Raw genomic sequence first — 14456 nt, 5'->3', positions numbered from 1 at the left:
GACCTGGCGCTCACCGGCGGCTCGGTCGCAGAGAACAGCGCCGACGGCACTTCGGTCGCCAGCGTCGCCGTCACAGACCCGGATGTCGGCGACAGCGCCAGCTACGCCCTCACCGACGACGCCGGCGGACGCTTCGCCATCGACAGCACCACCGGCGAGATCACCGTCGCCGACGGATCCCTGCTCGACCACGAGGCCGCCGCCAGCCACGACATCACCGTCCGCGTCACCGACGGCGCCAGCAACACCTACACCGAGACCTTCTCCATCACCGTCGGCGACGTCAACGAGGCCCCGACCGACCTGGCGCTCACCGGCGGCTCGGTCGCAGAGAACAGCGCCGACGGCACAACCGTCGGCAGCGTCGCCGTCACAGACCCGGATGTCGGCGACAGCGCCAGCTATGCCCTGACCGACGACGCCGGCGGCAGGTTCGCCATCGACAGCACCACCGGAGAGGTCACCGTCGCTGACGGATCCCTCCTCGATCATGAGGCCGCCGCCTCACACGACATCACCGTCCGGGTCACCGACGGCGCCAGCAACACCTACACCGAGACCTTCACCGTCACCGTCGGCGACGTCAACGAAGCCCCCACAGACCTCGCCCTGACCGGCGGCTCGGTCGCCGAGAACAGCGCCGACGGCACAACCGTCGGCAGCGTCGCCGTCACAGACCCGGATGCCGCCGACAGCGCCAGCTATGCCCTGACCGACGACGCCGGCGGCAGGTTCGCCATCGATGCCGCCACCGGCGAGATCACCGTCGCAGACGGCAGCCTCCTCGACCACGAGGCCGCCGCCAGCCACGACGTCACCGTCCGCGTCACCGACGGCGGCGGGCTGACTTACACCGAGACCTTCTCCATCACCGTCGGCGACGTCAACGAGGCCCCGACCGACCTGGCGCTCACCGGCAGCTCCGTCGCAGAGAACAGCGCCGACGGCACCCCCGTCGGCAGCGTCTCCGTCACAGACCCCGACGTCGGCGACAGCGCCAGCTATGCCCTCACCGACGACGCCGGCGGCAGGTTCGCCATCGACAGCACAACCGGCGAGATCACCGTCGCAGACGGATCCCTGCTCGACCACGAGGCCGCCGCCAGCCACGACGTCACCGTCCGGGTCACCGACGGCGCCAGCAACACCTATACCGAGACCTTCTCCATCTCCGTCGGCGACGTCAACGAAGCCCCTACGGACCTGGCGCTCACCGGCGGCTCGGTCGCCGAGAACAGCGCCGACGGCACAACCGTCGGCAGCGTCGCCGTCACAGACCCGGACGTCGGCGACAGCGCCAGCTACGCCCTCACCGACGACGCCGGCGGCAGGTTCGCCATCGACAGCACAACCGGCGAGATCACCGTCGCAGACGGCAGCCTCCTCGACCACGAGGCCGCCGCCGCCCATGACATCACCGTCCGCGTCACCGACGGCGCCAGCAACACCTACACCGAGACCTTCACCGTCACCGTCGGCGACGTCAACGAGGCCCCTACGGACCTGGCGCTCACCGGCAGCTCGGTCGCAGAGAACAGCGCCGACGGCACCCCCGTCGGCAGCGTCGCCGTCACCGACCCGGACGTCGGCGACAGCGCCAGCTACGCCCTCACCGACGACGCCGGCGGACGCTTCACCATCGACAGCACCACCGGAGAGATCACCGTCGCAGACGGCAGCCTCCTCGACCACGAGGCCGCCGCCAACCACGACATCACCGTCCGCGTCACCGACGGCGCCAGCAACACCTACACCGAGACCTTCTCCATCTCCGTCGGCGACATAAACGAAGCGCCCACGGACATCCTCTTCGGGACCTCGGTCGACGAGAACGCAGCCGACGGCACCGTCGTCGATGTCGCCATCGGCGTCGATCCCGACGCCGGCGACAGCATGACCTACGCCCTGACCGACGACGCCGGCGGCAGGTTCGCCATCGACAGTTCGACCGGTCAGGTCACGGTTGCCGACGGCAACCTCCTCGACCATGAGGCCGCCGCCGCCCATGATATCACCGTCCGGGTCACCGACAGCGGCGGGCTGACCTACACCGAGACCTTCACCATCACCGTCAACGACGTCAACGAAGCCCCCACCGACCTGGCCCTGACAGGCGGCTCGGTCGCAGAGAACAGCGCCGACGGTACAACCGTCGGCAGCGTCGCCGTCACAGACCCGGACGCCGCCGACAGCGCCAGCTACGCCCTCACCGACGACGCCGGCGGCAGGTTCGCCATCGACAGCACCACCGGAGAGGTCACCGTCGCAGACGGATCCCTCCTCGACCACGAGGCCGCCGCCGCCCACGACATCACCGTCCGCGTCACCGACGGCGCCAGCAACACCTACACCGAGACCTTCACAATCTCCGTCGGCGACGTCAACGAGGCCCCTACGGACCTGGCGCTCACCGGCGGCTCGGTCGCAGAGAACAGCGCCGACGGCACTTCGGTCGCCAGCGTCGCCGTCACAGACCCGGATGTCGGCGACAGCGCCAGCTACGCCCTCACCGACGACGCCGGCGGCAGGTTCGCCATCGACAGTTCGACCGGTCAGGTCACGGTTGCCGACGGATCCCTGCTCGACCACGAGGCCGCCGCCAGCCACGACGTCACCGTCCGGGTCACCGACGGCGCCAGCAACACCTACACCGAGGCCTTCTCCATCTCCATCGGCGACATCAACGAAGCGCCCACGGTGGTCACTGCGGACGTCACGGGCGACGAGGACACCGGGATCCCGCTCAGCATCACGCTCGGCAACCTCGAGCCGGGGGCGGCTCAGTCCGTGCTGATCTCCGGTGTGCCGAGCGGCGCGATGCTCTCGGCCGGCACTGACAACGGCGACGGCACCTGGACCTTGACCCCGGGCCAGACCAGCGGTCTGACCATCACCCCGCCGCTGCACAGCGACGCCGATTTCCAGCTCACCGTGACCGCGTCCTCCGACGACGGTTCCACGGTCGAGACCTCGGGCCCGCAGACCATCGACGTCACGGTCGATCCTGTGGCCGACACCCCGAACCTGACGGTCACCAGCACCGCCTCGGGCACCGAGGACGGCTCGGCCCAGGTCAACATCCCGGCCTCGATCCTGGCCCTCGACGGCAACCCGGGGCTGGTCGTCACCGTCTCCAACGTGCCAAGCGGGGCCACGCTCTCGGCCGGCACCGACAACGGCGACGGCACCTGGACCCTCGGATCGGGCGAGCTGGCCAACCTCATCGTCGAGCCGCCGGCCGGCGATGCCAGCAGCTTCACCCTCGACTTCTCGGCCACCGCCCCGGTTCAGGAGAACCCGGTCAACGAGGGCTTCGGCTCGGACGCCGGCGGCTTCACCTATGCCGACGACAGCTTCCGCGGCACCAGCGCGCCGAGCTATGCCGACGGCGGCTGGAGCGCCGGCGCCGGGCAAAGCGGCGGCGGTCTCTCGATGATCCTGGGCGGCATCGACAACGCCGACATCAACGGCATGTCGGGAGGCTTCTCGACCAGCTTCACGGTCACCGAAAGCTCGAGCGGCACGGTCACCTTCAGCTACCGCATGATCCAGACCGATCCCTACGAAAGCAACGAGTTCAGCCAGGTCCTCGCCAGCCTCGACGGCACCCTGATCGGTCAGGGCGGCAACGACTACATCACCCAGCTGAACGGCGGCGGCGACACCGGCTGGCAGACCGCCACCCTCGACCTCGGCACCCTAGCGCCGGGCACGTACACCCTGACCCTCGGCGGCTACAACAACCTCAAGACCTACAACGACGAGACCACGGAGATCCGCTTCGACAACGTCGACCTGACCCTGGATACCACCACCACGGTCATCGGCAGCGACATCATCGATCCCGACTTCGTCGAGCTCGACATCGCCTCTTCGCTGGTCGACACCGACGGCTCCGAGAGCCTCACCGTGGTGATCTCCGGAGTCCCGACGGGTGCCGCGCTCTCGGCCGGCACCAACAATGGCGACGGCTCCTGGACGGTCGATCCGGCCGACCTGCCCGGGCTGACTCTCTTCCCGCCCGAGGACTTCGGCGGCAGCTTCCAACTGACCGTGACCGCGACCGCCACCGACGGCAGCGACACGGCCGATGCCGTCCAGACCATCGACGTCACCGTCTCCTACCTCAACGAGCCGCCGGTCAGCAACGACAGCACCGTGTCGACCGACGAGGACACGACGGTGACCTTCGGTCTCTCCGACTTCGGCTACAGCGACGCCGAGGGCGACGCCATCGTCGAGGTCGAGGTCTCGACCCTGCCCTCGGAAGGCAGCCTGCTGCTGAACGGGGTGGCCGTTGGCGCGGGCGACCGGATCGCTGCCGCCGACATCAATGCCGGCAACCTGACCTTCCAGCCGGCGGCCGACTCCGATGCCGATCCGAGCTTCACCTTCCGGGTCAGCGACGGCGGACACTTCAGCAGCGCGCCGGCGACCATGAGCATCACGGTCGACGCCGTCGCCGACGCGCCCGCCCTGACGGTTACCGATGCCGTCGCTGACAACTCGGTCTTCCAGTCGACCTTCGAGATCGGCGCGAGCGGCAGCGGCTTCGACCCGGGCACCGTCGACGGCTGGAGTCCTTCGGCCGGTCATCAGATCGAGTTCTGGCACGAGAACGACGTGGCCGGCAGCGCCGCCGACGGCGACATGTTCATCGAGATCAATAACCAGAGCGCCGGCAGCTTCCCAGACGCCGGCAGCATCGAGCGCACCATCTCGACGACGATGGACACGCCCTACGAGCTCTCCTTCCAGGTCTCGCCGCGGCCCGGATTCGAATCTTACATGGACTTCCAGGTCCGGGTGGTCGACGTCAGCACCGGCACGACGCTCAAGACACTGGCCGTCGACTGGGACGGCAACACGGTCTCCCAGTTGACTTGGACCGGGTACTCGGTGAGCTTCCTCGGCACCGGTGGCGACATTCAGCTGATCATGGAGGACGTCGGCGCCGTTCATCCCTACGGCCGCGGCGCCTATGTCGACGATATTCAGCTCGCCGAGTCCAGCGGCACGGCCGCCGGCGATCCCATCGACCTCTCCAGCCTGATCTCGGTCGTCCTGACCGACACCGACGGCTCGGAGAGCCTCGATCCGATCGAGATCGCCGGCATCCCAGAAGGCTTTCTGCTGGAGAGTGGCGGTTCGCCCGTGACGGTCATCGACGGGGTCGCAGAAGTCACGCCCGCTGAGCTCGCCGACCTGACCATGACCTCGCCTGAGGGCTTTGCCGGCAACGTTGACCTCAGCGTGACGGCAACGTCGACCGAAGCCGCCAACGGCGATTCCGCCACCACCACGGATACTCTGACGATCGACATCGTCGCCAACGACGAGAACCTGGACAGCCTCGGCCTCTCGAGCAACGACATCCTCAGCGGCGACGCCGGCGACAACACGATCTACGGCGGCGCCGGCGACGACACGCTCTCGGGCAACGCCGGCGCCGACACCCTCTTCGGCGGTAGCAGCGACGACATCCTGAATGGCGGCAGCGGAGCCGACGTCCTGCTGGGCGGCGACGGCGACGACAGCCTGAACGGGGGCCTCGACAACGACCTGCTCCAGGGTGGGGCCGGCGACGACAGCCTGGACGGCGGCAGCGGCGTCGATTCGATCTTCGGTGGCGAGGGCAACGATACCCTGGACGGCGGCGCCAGCAACGATCGGCTCTACGGCGAAGGCGGCAGCGATCTCTTCATCTTCGCAGAGGGCAACGGCAACGACCTTGTCTCGGGCGGCCAGGGCGGCTGGACCGACGTGATCCAGCTCGAGAACGCCTCGGGCGGCACGCCCACGGCCGGCTGGACCTACGTCATCGACCAGGGCACCGTCGAATCCAGCGGCGCCGACTTCCTCGACCTCTCGGAGGACGCCGCCGGCACCATCACCCTCGCAGACGGTTCCGAGGTGACCTTCGAGGGGATCGAACGGATCGAATGGTAAGCGGGGCGGAGGCCGGCTTCGGGGCCACCTCCCTCCTCCGCAGCCCCGCCGAAACAGCCCTCCCCGCGATTTGCCCCCAATGCGACCGCCTTACCATGCCGTACCCGATGCGGCAGGGCGGCTGCACCCTCAAAACATCTCCTATTGCTGACAAAAACGGCACGACGACTTCAAGCTTTTACTTTGCGCGAGCAAATATAAATCCTCAAATAAGCAAATCTTTAATCAGACTAAGGTCATAATAAATAAGACAGTGATTTTTTCAGATCTTGACGTCTGTCTTAGGCCAAGACGGTAAGGCCGGCCTGAGGCTCTGTTGGACCGGATTTTGCTAGGGGGAGAATTCGCTTGGCGCAGGGGGTTCAGAAGATCGCGCCAGCGGTGGGTGCAGGCACCGACATGGCGGTGGCGCCCCAATCGCCAAGACCTTTGGCTTCCACGGATTGGCAAGGCGGCAGCGGCTCGGAGTCCGATCCGACGACACGAGCCTTGCCTGAGCCCGAGAAAGCCACGGCGCCAGCCGCGCGCGAGGCGGGACGGCAGAATGGAACGGTGGTCCTGGACGAGGCCAACGACCTCCTGGTGATCAGCGAAGCGGGCGCTCTGCTGCCCTCCGCCGGCGACGGCTGGGCTGACGCCCTGGCCGCAGGGCCCTCGACGCTGTCCAAGGCGACGGCGTCCTGGGCACAGAAGATACTCGCATCCGAGGCCGAGTCGGCCGGCAACGAGGCTTTGGAACCAGCACCGCGCTCCGAGGAGTGTATCGAGGAACCGGGCGGCGACGACGCCTTTCTCCGCACCGTCGACTGGGTCGATTGGTAGTGATTGAGATCCGCCTTCGGAACTTGCCGGCGGCGGAGCCCATTGACTATTTCTCGCGCCGCTGAGGCAAAAAATATTCTATAGAAATATTTTAGAGACTGATCTTCTCACCAAATCTAGCCTCGTGCGCGGCTGTGGCGACGGCGTCACTCACCGCGTCTGGATGATTCGCGAAGCCTGAAAACCCAGGCTGGGCCCCGGATCGCTCGGCAAACCACACATCGCGACCCACTTCGAGGCACGGCCTTCTGTTGCAAGTTAGAGAGCGTCGGTTTTCCTGCCAAGTCACTGCGAAGAAACACTGCAATACTTTGAAATAGGTTCTCTTTCTTGCTGGAGACTTTTGTTCTCCGAAAAATTAACCCTGACGGTCTTCCGCTCTCCCACTCGATATAGTAGGGTGCGTTTCGCGGGGACGTATATCTGGTATTTGTGTTTCAGGCTGCGGGCGCGACTATTGAACTGCCCGGACCGAAAGGGCGGCCTGGGGAGTGGGAGAACTTGGCGATGAAGGTCGTGGCGATTGCCTCCCGAAAGGGCGGCTCTGGCAAGACCACGCTTGCGGGGCATTTGGCCGTGCAGGCCGAGCTCGCTGGCGCCGGGCCGGTCGTCCTGATCGACGTCGATCCGCAGGGCAGCCTGGCCAAGTGGTGGAACCTGAGGACACGCGAGACGCCCTACTACGTCCAGACCAGCCTGGATGAGCTGTCGGACGCGGTCGGACGCTTGCGCGAGCGTCAGATCAAGCTGCTGTTCATCGACACGCCGCCGTCGCTCGACACCGCGGTCGGAGAAGTCATCCGCTGCGCCGACCTGGTGCTGATCCCAAGCCGGCCCAGCCCGCACGATCTGCGTTCGATCGGGGCCACGGTCCAGCTCGTCGAGCACCTTGGCAAGCCGTTGATCTTTGTCATCAACGGTGCCGCGCCGCGGGCCAAGATCACCAACGAGGCGATCCAGGTGCTGTCGCAGCACGGCCCGCTCGCGCCCTCGATCGTTCACCAGCGGGTCGACTTTGCGGCCAGCATGGTCGACGGCCGGACCGTGATGGAACTGCCCGGCGCCCAGCGGGCCGCAGGCGAGATCGCAGAGCTGTGGGGCTACCTGGCGGACCGCCTCGAGGGCGAAGCGCCGAAGCTCGAACTCCCGCCCCTGCCGAGACGCAGTCAATCCACGGCGATCTTCGCCGCCGAATAGCCCGGGAACGGCCAAGCGATGACCTCACAGAATCTCGAGCTCTTCCCGGACGACCTCTTCGCCCGCAAGGGCCGCGCCGCCCCGGCCGGTGACAGGCGCAAGGACAAGGCCGAGGTGGTCGCCCTCGAAGCCACGGAAACCGAGGCTGCGCCCGGCCCCGACGACGCGAAGGCCGATGCGATCCGGGGCGAAGCGCCGGGCCCGAGCCTTGGCCCCTTGGCCGAGGGCCGCAACGGCGAGGTCGAGGAAAGCGCCGCAGCCGCCGAGGAGCCCGGCGACGGCAAAAAGCGGACCAAGTCCAAAGCCAAGACCGGCGCGAAAACGGAGGCGGCCCCGGCGGCCAGCATCCTGAAGTTCCGCCTGCTTGACGAGGTCTCCGAAAGTTTCGACGAGATCCTCCGTTGCGCCCAAGGCCAGGCGGCTGCGCCCGCCGAGACGGCGGAGACCGCGGAGGCGGCCGCCGATCCAGCCGCGCCCGCGGAGACGCCGGAGATCGAGACGCCGGACAGCGAATCGTCCCAGGACTGGGAGCCGATTACCTTGCCGGCCCAGGCTCAAGTCAAGGAGAGGACGGGGCAGGTCGCGACGCTCTGGCGGCCGGCCAGCTGGACGCCCCGTGCCAGGGTCTCGGCCGCCCTCCTGCTCCTGGCCGGAGGTATTCTCGCCGGCTGGTACGCAGCGATGCCCGGCTCCTCGCCGGACCTGGCAGAGCCCGTTGTCTCCGGCAGCGACGATCGCGCCAAGGCGGCCGGCGAACCCACGGCTCCGGTAGAGGGCAGCGACCAGGCGCCCGCTGAATCGCGGCGCGTCCTCGGGGGTGCGGAGGGCAAGGAGGCGGTCATGACGGAGGATCAGCCGCCGTCCGGGACCGGACCCGGGGTTCCCGCGCCTCGAGTCGACGTGGTGCGGGTCGAGGAAGACGGTTCGGCCGTCATCGCCGGCTTGGCGGCGCCCGGAGCCGAGCTGATCGTCCTGCACAACGGAGCTCCGATCGGCGTCGCCCGGGCCGACGCCTTCGGCCAATGGGTGCTGCTGCCGGAAGAGCCCCTGGGCGGGGGGCCGCACGAGTTCGGTCTGGTCGTGAAGACCGTGGAGGGAACGGTGACCCTGCCGGGCCCGGCGGGCTCCGAAAGCGAGGCGCCAGCGGCAGGCGATCCGGGAGGTGGTGCCGGTGACCGGCCGCCGCGCGACCAGGAAGGCCGGCTGCGGAAGCCGGAGGCCGGCTCCAAGTCCGCACAGGCCCCCGTTGCAATCCCCTTGCCGCCGCAAAAGCCGGCGGCCGGTACTGCCGTCTCCCCGGGCGAAGACATGCCGCCCTACGTGGTCCAGCTCGCCTCGGCAGACAGCGCCGAGGGCGCCGCCTCCGAATGGCGGAAGCTGCGCAAGGCCCATCCCGAACTGTTGGCAAAGAGGGACTTGACGGTCCAGGAAGCCGACCTGGAAGGCCGCGGGGCTGTGTTCCGGGTCCGCACCGGCAGCTTCGAGACCCTGGTGGCGGCCCGCCGCTTCTGCGCCGCGTTCCGCCGGCAGAGGCAGGAGTGCCTGGTCGTCAAGCTCAGGGACGCCGACGAGGGCGCGCCGCCGCGCACCCGCATCAGCCGGCACCAGTCCTGACGAGGCTTCGCCCGCGCCGGGCCCGCGGTCTCAGGCCTCTTGATCCTGAAGCAGGCCGATGCTGCGCAGCAGGTCGCCGACTTCGCGCCGCGCGGCCAGGTGGCTGTTGACCATCTCCGCGCCCTCGCCCGCCGGCAGGTCGAGCACGGTCATGCCCTTCAAGAAGAGCTCGCGATAGATCACCCTTTCGCCGAAGCCGGGCGCCAGGCGGAAGCCGATGCGCTGGCCGAGCTTCTCCAGCAGGATCCCGATATCGCGCTTGTTGCGCGGCTCGATATGGCTCAATCGGTTGCGCATGACCACCCAGTCGATCGGCCTGCGGCCGTTCACGACTCGCTGGTTGTTCTGCTGCCAGACCATCTGGCTGTAGACGCTGGGGCCCAGCACTTCCCGTCGCTCACGGTCGATCTCGGCGATCACATCGAGATCGAGAAAGGAATCATTGATCGGCGTGATCAGCGTATCGGCATTGAGGTGACCGAGCCGCGACAGATAGCTGTCGCTGCCAGGCGTGTCGATGACCATGAAATCGCAGCCTGAGAGAGTCGCGAAGGCGGTCCGCAGGCTATCGCGCTCCTGGGCCTCGGCCTTGCGGCGGCTGGCCTCTTCGCTGCCGAAGACCCGATGATGGTTCGGCAGCGGCAGGTCCAGCCCGGTCTGCTCGGCCTGGCGCTGACGGTGCTCGAGATAGCGCGAGAGGCTGCCCTGCCGGGCGTCGAGGTCGATGCTGCCGACCTGGTAGCCCAGGCGCAAAAGGGCCACGACGACATGCATCGCCGTGGTCGACTTGCCTGAGCCGCCCTTCTCGTTGCCCAGGACCAGGGCGTAGGGCCGCCGGCCCTCTTCGTCCGGTATCAGAGGCGATCCGTCCACGATTCCCGCTTGCCCCCCGGTCGAGATCCCCCACCAACCTGCTCAGAAGAGGATCTTCCACTCCTCCTCGTCGGCCGCGCCCAGCTCCGGCAGGTGGAAATCGGACCGTCTCGGCGCCGTCGGCTGTGGGCGGGCTTCGGGTCCCGGAAGCTCCGGCCGCTGCTTCGCGGCCTCGGCCTGCTCGCGGGTGGCCCGCAGGCCCGCGACCCGACGCGCCAGAACCTCGTTGGCTGCCCAGGCGAGGATCTCTGCGCCGTCTTCGCCACGATGCACCGCGGCCCAGCGCTGGTACTTGGTCGAGAAAATCGCACAGACGATGTTCTCACCCGGGACCGCAGCGTCCAGCGAAGTGGTGAAAGCTGGAATTTCGCCTTCCATCAGCTCGAAGACCAGATCCCAGGAAGATCCCTCGTCGATCAGGAGGCGCACCATCTGATGCGTATCCCGCCCCACCGCGCCGCAGTGATAGGCGACCAGGGCATCGAGCTTGCGGTCGCCCGAGGCAACTTCCTGAAGGGCGGCGATCAGATCTCCCCAAGTCAAAGCGTCATCCATCCTTCACTCCGGCCTTTTCCGGTCCCAGGGCGCGCTTCGTCGCTCCTCGGTCCCAGACTCCGGCCGCCCAAGGGTCTGGGGCGCCGTCTCGCGAAGCTGTCCGATGGTCGGTCGAGACCGGAGGGACCACACGTCCATCCCGGCCGCGGGCTGACGGGAAGCCCCCCTTCCCCAGCCGCCTGGCTCGCGATTCGCGGCGATATTCTACCTTTTTGAGGGCCGGCGAAAAACCGAGAGTGCCGGAGTGGAGAGGAATTCACGCCGCGAGGGGCCCGGGACCCGGAGCGGGACCTGCGACTAGGCGGCCAGGGACATCAAGGCCGACTGCAGCGCGACCACGTCGATCGGCTTGCGCAGGGCCTCGACCCGGCGATGGCCCTTGGCCTCGGCCAAGCGCTTGGCCGCATCGATGAAGCTCGACCCGTAGCCGCTCAGGATCAGTACGCAGGCCCGTGACTCCTGGCCGCAGAGCCAGTTGAGCAGCTGCAGGCCGTCGCCGTCGGGCATGACCATATCCAGGCTGACGACATCGGGAAGAAACTCCCGATGCAGCGCCCGGAAGTCCTCCGCGTTTCGGGCGACCCGGACATCGAAGTCCAGCCCCACCGCGACGTCACGGACATAGGCGGAGAACACCGGCATGTCGTCGATGATGAGCAGTCTAGGCGTTCGCACCCCGTATCGCGAAGACGGGCCGCACCGTCTTCGCCCCTGCCAGCCAGCCAAACAACCAGGAACCGCTACCCTAGGTTGCTTGGTTCATGATCCTCATAGGGAATATCATTGTCAAGCAGCAGGTTATGGAGATTCCTTCACAGACTCCGAAGAAGTATCTTTTAGGTGATATAGACGAGAGGGCGAATCCCGGCCTTGCCTCGTCCGCGCGCTCCGCCTTTTGCACGCCGCGACGAGGTCAGGCGTCGCCGCCCTGGCTGATCAGAGAGGCAAGCAGCGGCCGAAAGCTGTCCAGGGCGGGCGTCGCGGCGCCTGGCACCTTGGCCGCCTCGTCCCAACGGCGCAATCTGACGGCCGAGTCGGCGAATGGCCGGGCGATGAAAGACGCCGCCTCGCGCTCGTTGAAGGCGCCGCCTTGCAGTTCCAGGCTACGCCTAGACTCCTCCGAAAGGCGGTCAAAGTAGGCCGGATCGCTCGAGCAGAGAAAGCGCTTGGCCGCCACGTGAAGGCGCACCGGCTCCGTCACCTCGCGCGGAAACCACGCGGCGAGCAGGTCGGCGCCGCGTTCCTCATGCCGGCCGTCCACGGCCTCGGCCCCGTCTTCCTCCGGTTCTCGGCCGATCAGGTGACCGACATCGTGGAGCAACGCGGCCGCCACCAGCCCGGCCTCGGCATCCGCGGCCTGGGCCCAGACGGCGCATTGCAGCGCGTGCTCCAGCTGCGAGACCTCTTCGCCGCCGTAGCGCTGCGACCCCTCCGTGGCAAAGACCTGCATCAGGTGTTCCACCGGGTCCATTGCCTGCCTCCTCGTCTCGATGCTACCGCCGCCGAGGGCCAGCTTAGGCAAGGCGCCGCCTTGATGCCAGCAGACGCGGCGGCTTATGAAAGCCCCCCGCCATGGCAAAGGGCCCCCGACAAGGGCCCGATGAAGAGCGTGAGTCCGGATCCTCGAGCGACTTAGCGGGCGCCCAGGGGGTAGCGGCCGATCTCCCGAAACGGGGCGCCCCCGTCCGGCTGCGCGAAAAGCGAAATGCCGTCCACCGTCACCGCCGACACCAGGGCGGGACCGAAGTGATCGCGGGCCCAGGACCCGACTTCGGCGCGCTCGGGCTCGGAGAGCCGCGACGTGAGCGTGATGTGGAAGCGGAACTCTTCCATGACGTAAGGATAGCCCCAGCGGTCCAGGAGCGCCGCCTGCACCTCGGTCAGCCCCGGTTCCATATAGCGCTGGCGTACCTCGGGGTTCAGCGGCTCGCGCAGGTCGTCGAAGGATTCGACGCAGGTGGCCGCCAGGCTGTGCAGTGCCACCGAGCGGGTCGGTGGCCTCAGAGCCAGGAAGCGGTCTAGCTCGGACACCTCCAGCACAACGGCCGGCACCGCCTCCATCTCGGCGGCAATCCGGCCGCAGCGTTCCTCCAAAGCGCCCAGAGACAGGCCCTTCTTAAGAAAGAAGGGCGCTTTCAGAGTGGCGTGAAAGCCATAGAATGCGGGAGCTTCGGTGACCGCCGCCAGACGTTCCGCTGAGCCCCCGGGCAGGTCCGGTCGGGCGACCGCATAGCCACTCCGGGCGTCGCGACCGAGCCATGCCGCCCCAAGGGCCCAAAGCGGATCCAGCTTCGAGGGCGCAAAGAAAATGGCGAACCGGGGCCGCTTCGAGGCATCCATTCCGGGTCCCTTCCGGACCATGAGCTTCCTCGGCGAACGTGGGGCTCGAAGCGCGATGGCGCAAGCCCTAAAGAGGCGAGGAAACGCCCTCGAAGCCAGGTTTCCCGCACCCGTGCGGCGCTCCTGAGGCCGGCCCCGAAATGTCCTCAAAATTCCTGCGGCTTAGCGGCCGGTTCGACGGGACAGTTGGGGGCCGGTCGGCCAAGCCGTTGAAAACGTGAGACCTGACGGCGCAGCTATTCGGACTTGCGGCAATAGGCCTGCAGTTTGTTCCCGTCGGGATCGCGGACGTAGGCGGCGTAGTAGGCGGCGTGGTACCTGGGCCGCAAGCCGGGCGCGCCCTCGTCGCTGCCGCCCAGGGCCAGGGCCGCCTCGTGGAAGGCGCGGACGGCGGCATGGCTCGGGGCGTCGAAGGAGACGTGCGCGCCGTTACCCCAGGTGGCCGGACGGCCGTCGAAGGGCTTCTGTATGAACACGATCGGCAGGCGCGTCCCCGGCAGGCCGAAGGCGAGGTCTTCGCCCGGGGTTTCCTCCGCCGACAGGCGCTGGACGCCCAGGACGGACAGAAGACCTTGGTAGAAGCCCCTCGAGCGCTCCAGGTCGTTACTGCCCAGGGTGATGTGCGAGACGACCTCGCCGCAGGGGCCGGCCTTGCGGCCATTCCGGTAGTGGACCGCCTGGAGCTTGTTCCCGTCGGGATCGCGGACGTAGGCGGCATAGTAGTCCGCCGCGTAGGCCGGCCGTAGCCCGGGCGCGCCCTCGTCATGGCCGCCGGCCGCCAGCGCCGCCGCATGAAAGGCCTGCACCGCGGCGGCGTCCCGGGCGAGCAGGGCGATGTGGAAGCCGTTGCTCCAGGTCGCGGGCAAGGAGTCGAAGGGCGGATTGATCACCAACAAAGGCGGTGCCTGCTCTTCAACTCCGTAGGCGAAGAAGGCCTCGACCGACTTGACCAGCTTCAGCCCGAGCGGCGGCGTGACCGCCGCGTAGAAGGCCTCGGCGCGCGGCCGGTCGTTGGTGCCGAGGGTGAAATGCGTGAACATGCGCGCAATCCAGAGGGCCGAAAGGCACAGTCTACCGGATTCCGCCCGCGACCGATTGTCGCTTCT

10 protein-coding genes are annotated in these 14456 nt (G+C 67.8%); 4 read left to right on the top strand and 6 right to left on the bottom strand.

Annotation, left to right across the window (positions count from 1 at the left end; all coding sequences use genetic code 11):
• The 4 genes from QNJ30_18210 to QNJ30_18195 all read left to right on the top strand — a co-directional run.
• Positions 1-5949: cadherin domain-containing protein (locus tag QNJ30_18210; GenBank protein MDJ0945407.1), on the top strand; the 5949-nt coding region annotated here is incomplete at its 5' end.
• Between the two features lie 489 nt (positions 5950-6438).
• A complete protein-coding gene (locus QNJ30_18205) occupies positions 6439-6771 on the top strand; it encodes a hypothetical protein (protein ID MDJ0945406.1) in 333 nt (110 codons plus the stop codon).
• 507 nt (positions 6772-7278) lie between these two features.
• Positions 7279-7968: a ParA family protein gene (locus tag QNJ30_18200; protein ID MDJ0945405.1), complete on the top strand. Its 690-nt coding sequence runs from the start codon at positions 7279-7281 to the stop codon at positions 7966-7968.
• 18 nt (positions 7969-7986) lie between these two features.
• Positions 7987-9582: an SPOR domain-containing protein gene (locus QNJ30_18195; GenBank protein MDJ0945404.1), complete on the top strand. Its 1596-nt coding sequence runs from the start codon at positions 7987-7989 to the stop codon at positions 9580-9582.
• A 30-nt stretch (positions 9583-9612) separates the two neighbouring features.
• Here the strand turns inward: QNJ30_18195 and QNJ30_18190 are convergent, their stop codons facing one another.
• The 6 genes from QNJ30_18190 to QNJ30_18165 all read right to left on the bottom strand — a co-directional run bounded on the left by QNJ30_18190 (position 9613) and on the right by QNJ30_18165 (position 14390).
• Positions 9613-10455, bottom strand: coding sequence for a division plane positioning ATPase MipZ (locus QNJ30_18190; GenBank protein MDJ0945403.1), 843 nt, complete (start codon positions 10453-10455; stop codon positions 9613-9615).
• 42 nt (positions 10456-10497) lie between these two features.
• Entirely contained in the window at positions 10498-11010 is a 513-nt protein-coding gene (locus tag QNJ30_18185; protein ID MDJ0945402.1) for a hypothetical protein, read from the bottom strand.
• 297 nt (positions 11011-11307) lie between these two features.
• Positions 11308-11685: a response regulator gene (locus tag QNJ30_18180; GenBank protein MDJ0945401.1), complete on the bottom strand. Its 378-nt coding sequence runs from the start codon at positions 11683-11685 to the stop codon at positions 11308-11310.
• Positions 11686-11923: 238 nt separating this feature from the next.
• On the bottom strand, positions 11924-12481 hold the full coding sequence (locus QNJ30_18175) for an HD domain-containing protein (protein ID MDJ0945400.1): 558 nt from the start codon (positions 12479-12481) through the stop codon (positions 11924-11926).
• Positions 12482-12642: 161 nt separating this feature from the next.
• On the bottom strand, positions 12643-13350 hold the full coding sequence (locus tag QNJ30_18170) for a DUF1045 domain-containing protein (GenBank protein ID MDJ0945399.1): 708 nt from the start codon (positions 13348-13350) through the stop codon (positions 12643-12645).
• A 236-nt stretch (positions 13351-13586) separates the two neighbouring features.
• Positions 13587-14390 (bottom strand): VOC family protein, encoded by an 804-nt coding sequence (locus tag QNJ30_18165; GenBank protein MDJ0945398.1) that lies wholly within the window; start codon positions 14388-14390, stop codon positions 13587-13589.
• Positions 14391-14456: the final 66 nt, after the last annotated feature.

The sequence above is a fragment of the Kiloniellales bacterium genome, assembly GCA_030066685.1.
Lineage (GTDB): Bacteria > Pseudomonadota > Alphaproteobacteria > Kiloniellales > JAKSBE01 > JAKSBE01.
This window is presented reverse-complemented; position numbering and strand designations above follow the sequence as displayed.

Coding starts and splice junctions, on each gene's coding strand:
- QNJ30_18165 (MDJ0945398.1), bottom strand. CDS start 14,390: ATGTTCACGCATTTCACCCTCGGCACCAACGACCGGCCGCGCGCCGAG.
- QNJ30_18175 (MDJ0945400.1), bottom strand. CDS start 12,481: ATGGACCCGGTGGAACACCTGATGCAGGTCTTTGCCACGGAGGGGTCG.
- QNJ30_18200 (MDJ0945405.1), top strand. CDS start 7,279: ATGAAGGTCGTGGCGATTGCCTCCCGAAAGGGCGGCTCTGGCAAGACC.
- QNJ30_18185 (MDJ0945402.1), bottom strand. CDS start 11,010: ATGGATGACGCTTTGACTTGGGGAGATCTGATCGCCGCCCTTCAGGAA.
- QNJ30_18195 (MDJ0945404.1), top strand. CDS start 7,987: ATGACCTCACAGAATCTCGAGCTCTTCCCGGACGACCTCTTCGCCCGC.
- QNJ30_18170 (MDJ0945399.1), bottom strand. CDS start 13,350: ATGGATGCCTCGAAGCGGCCCCGGTTCGCCATTTTCTTTGCGCCCTCG.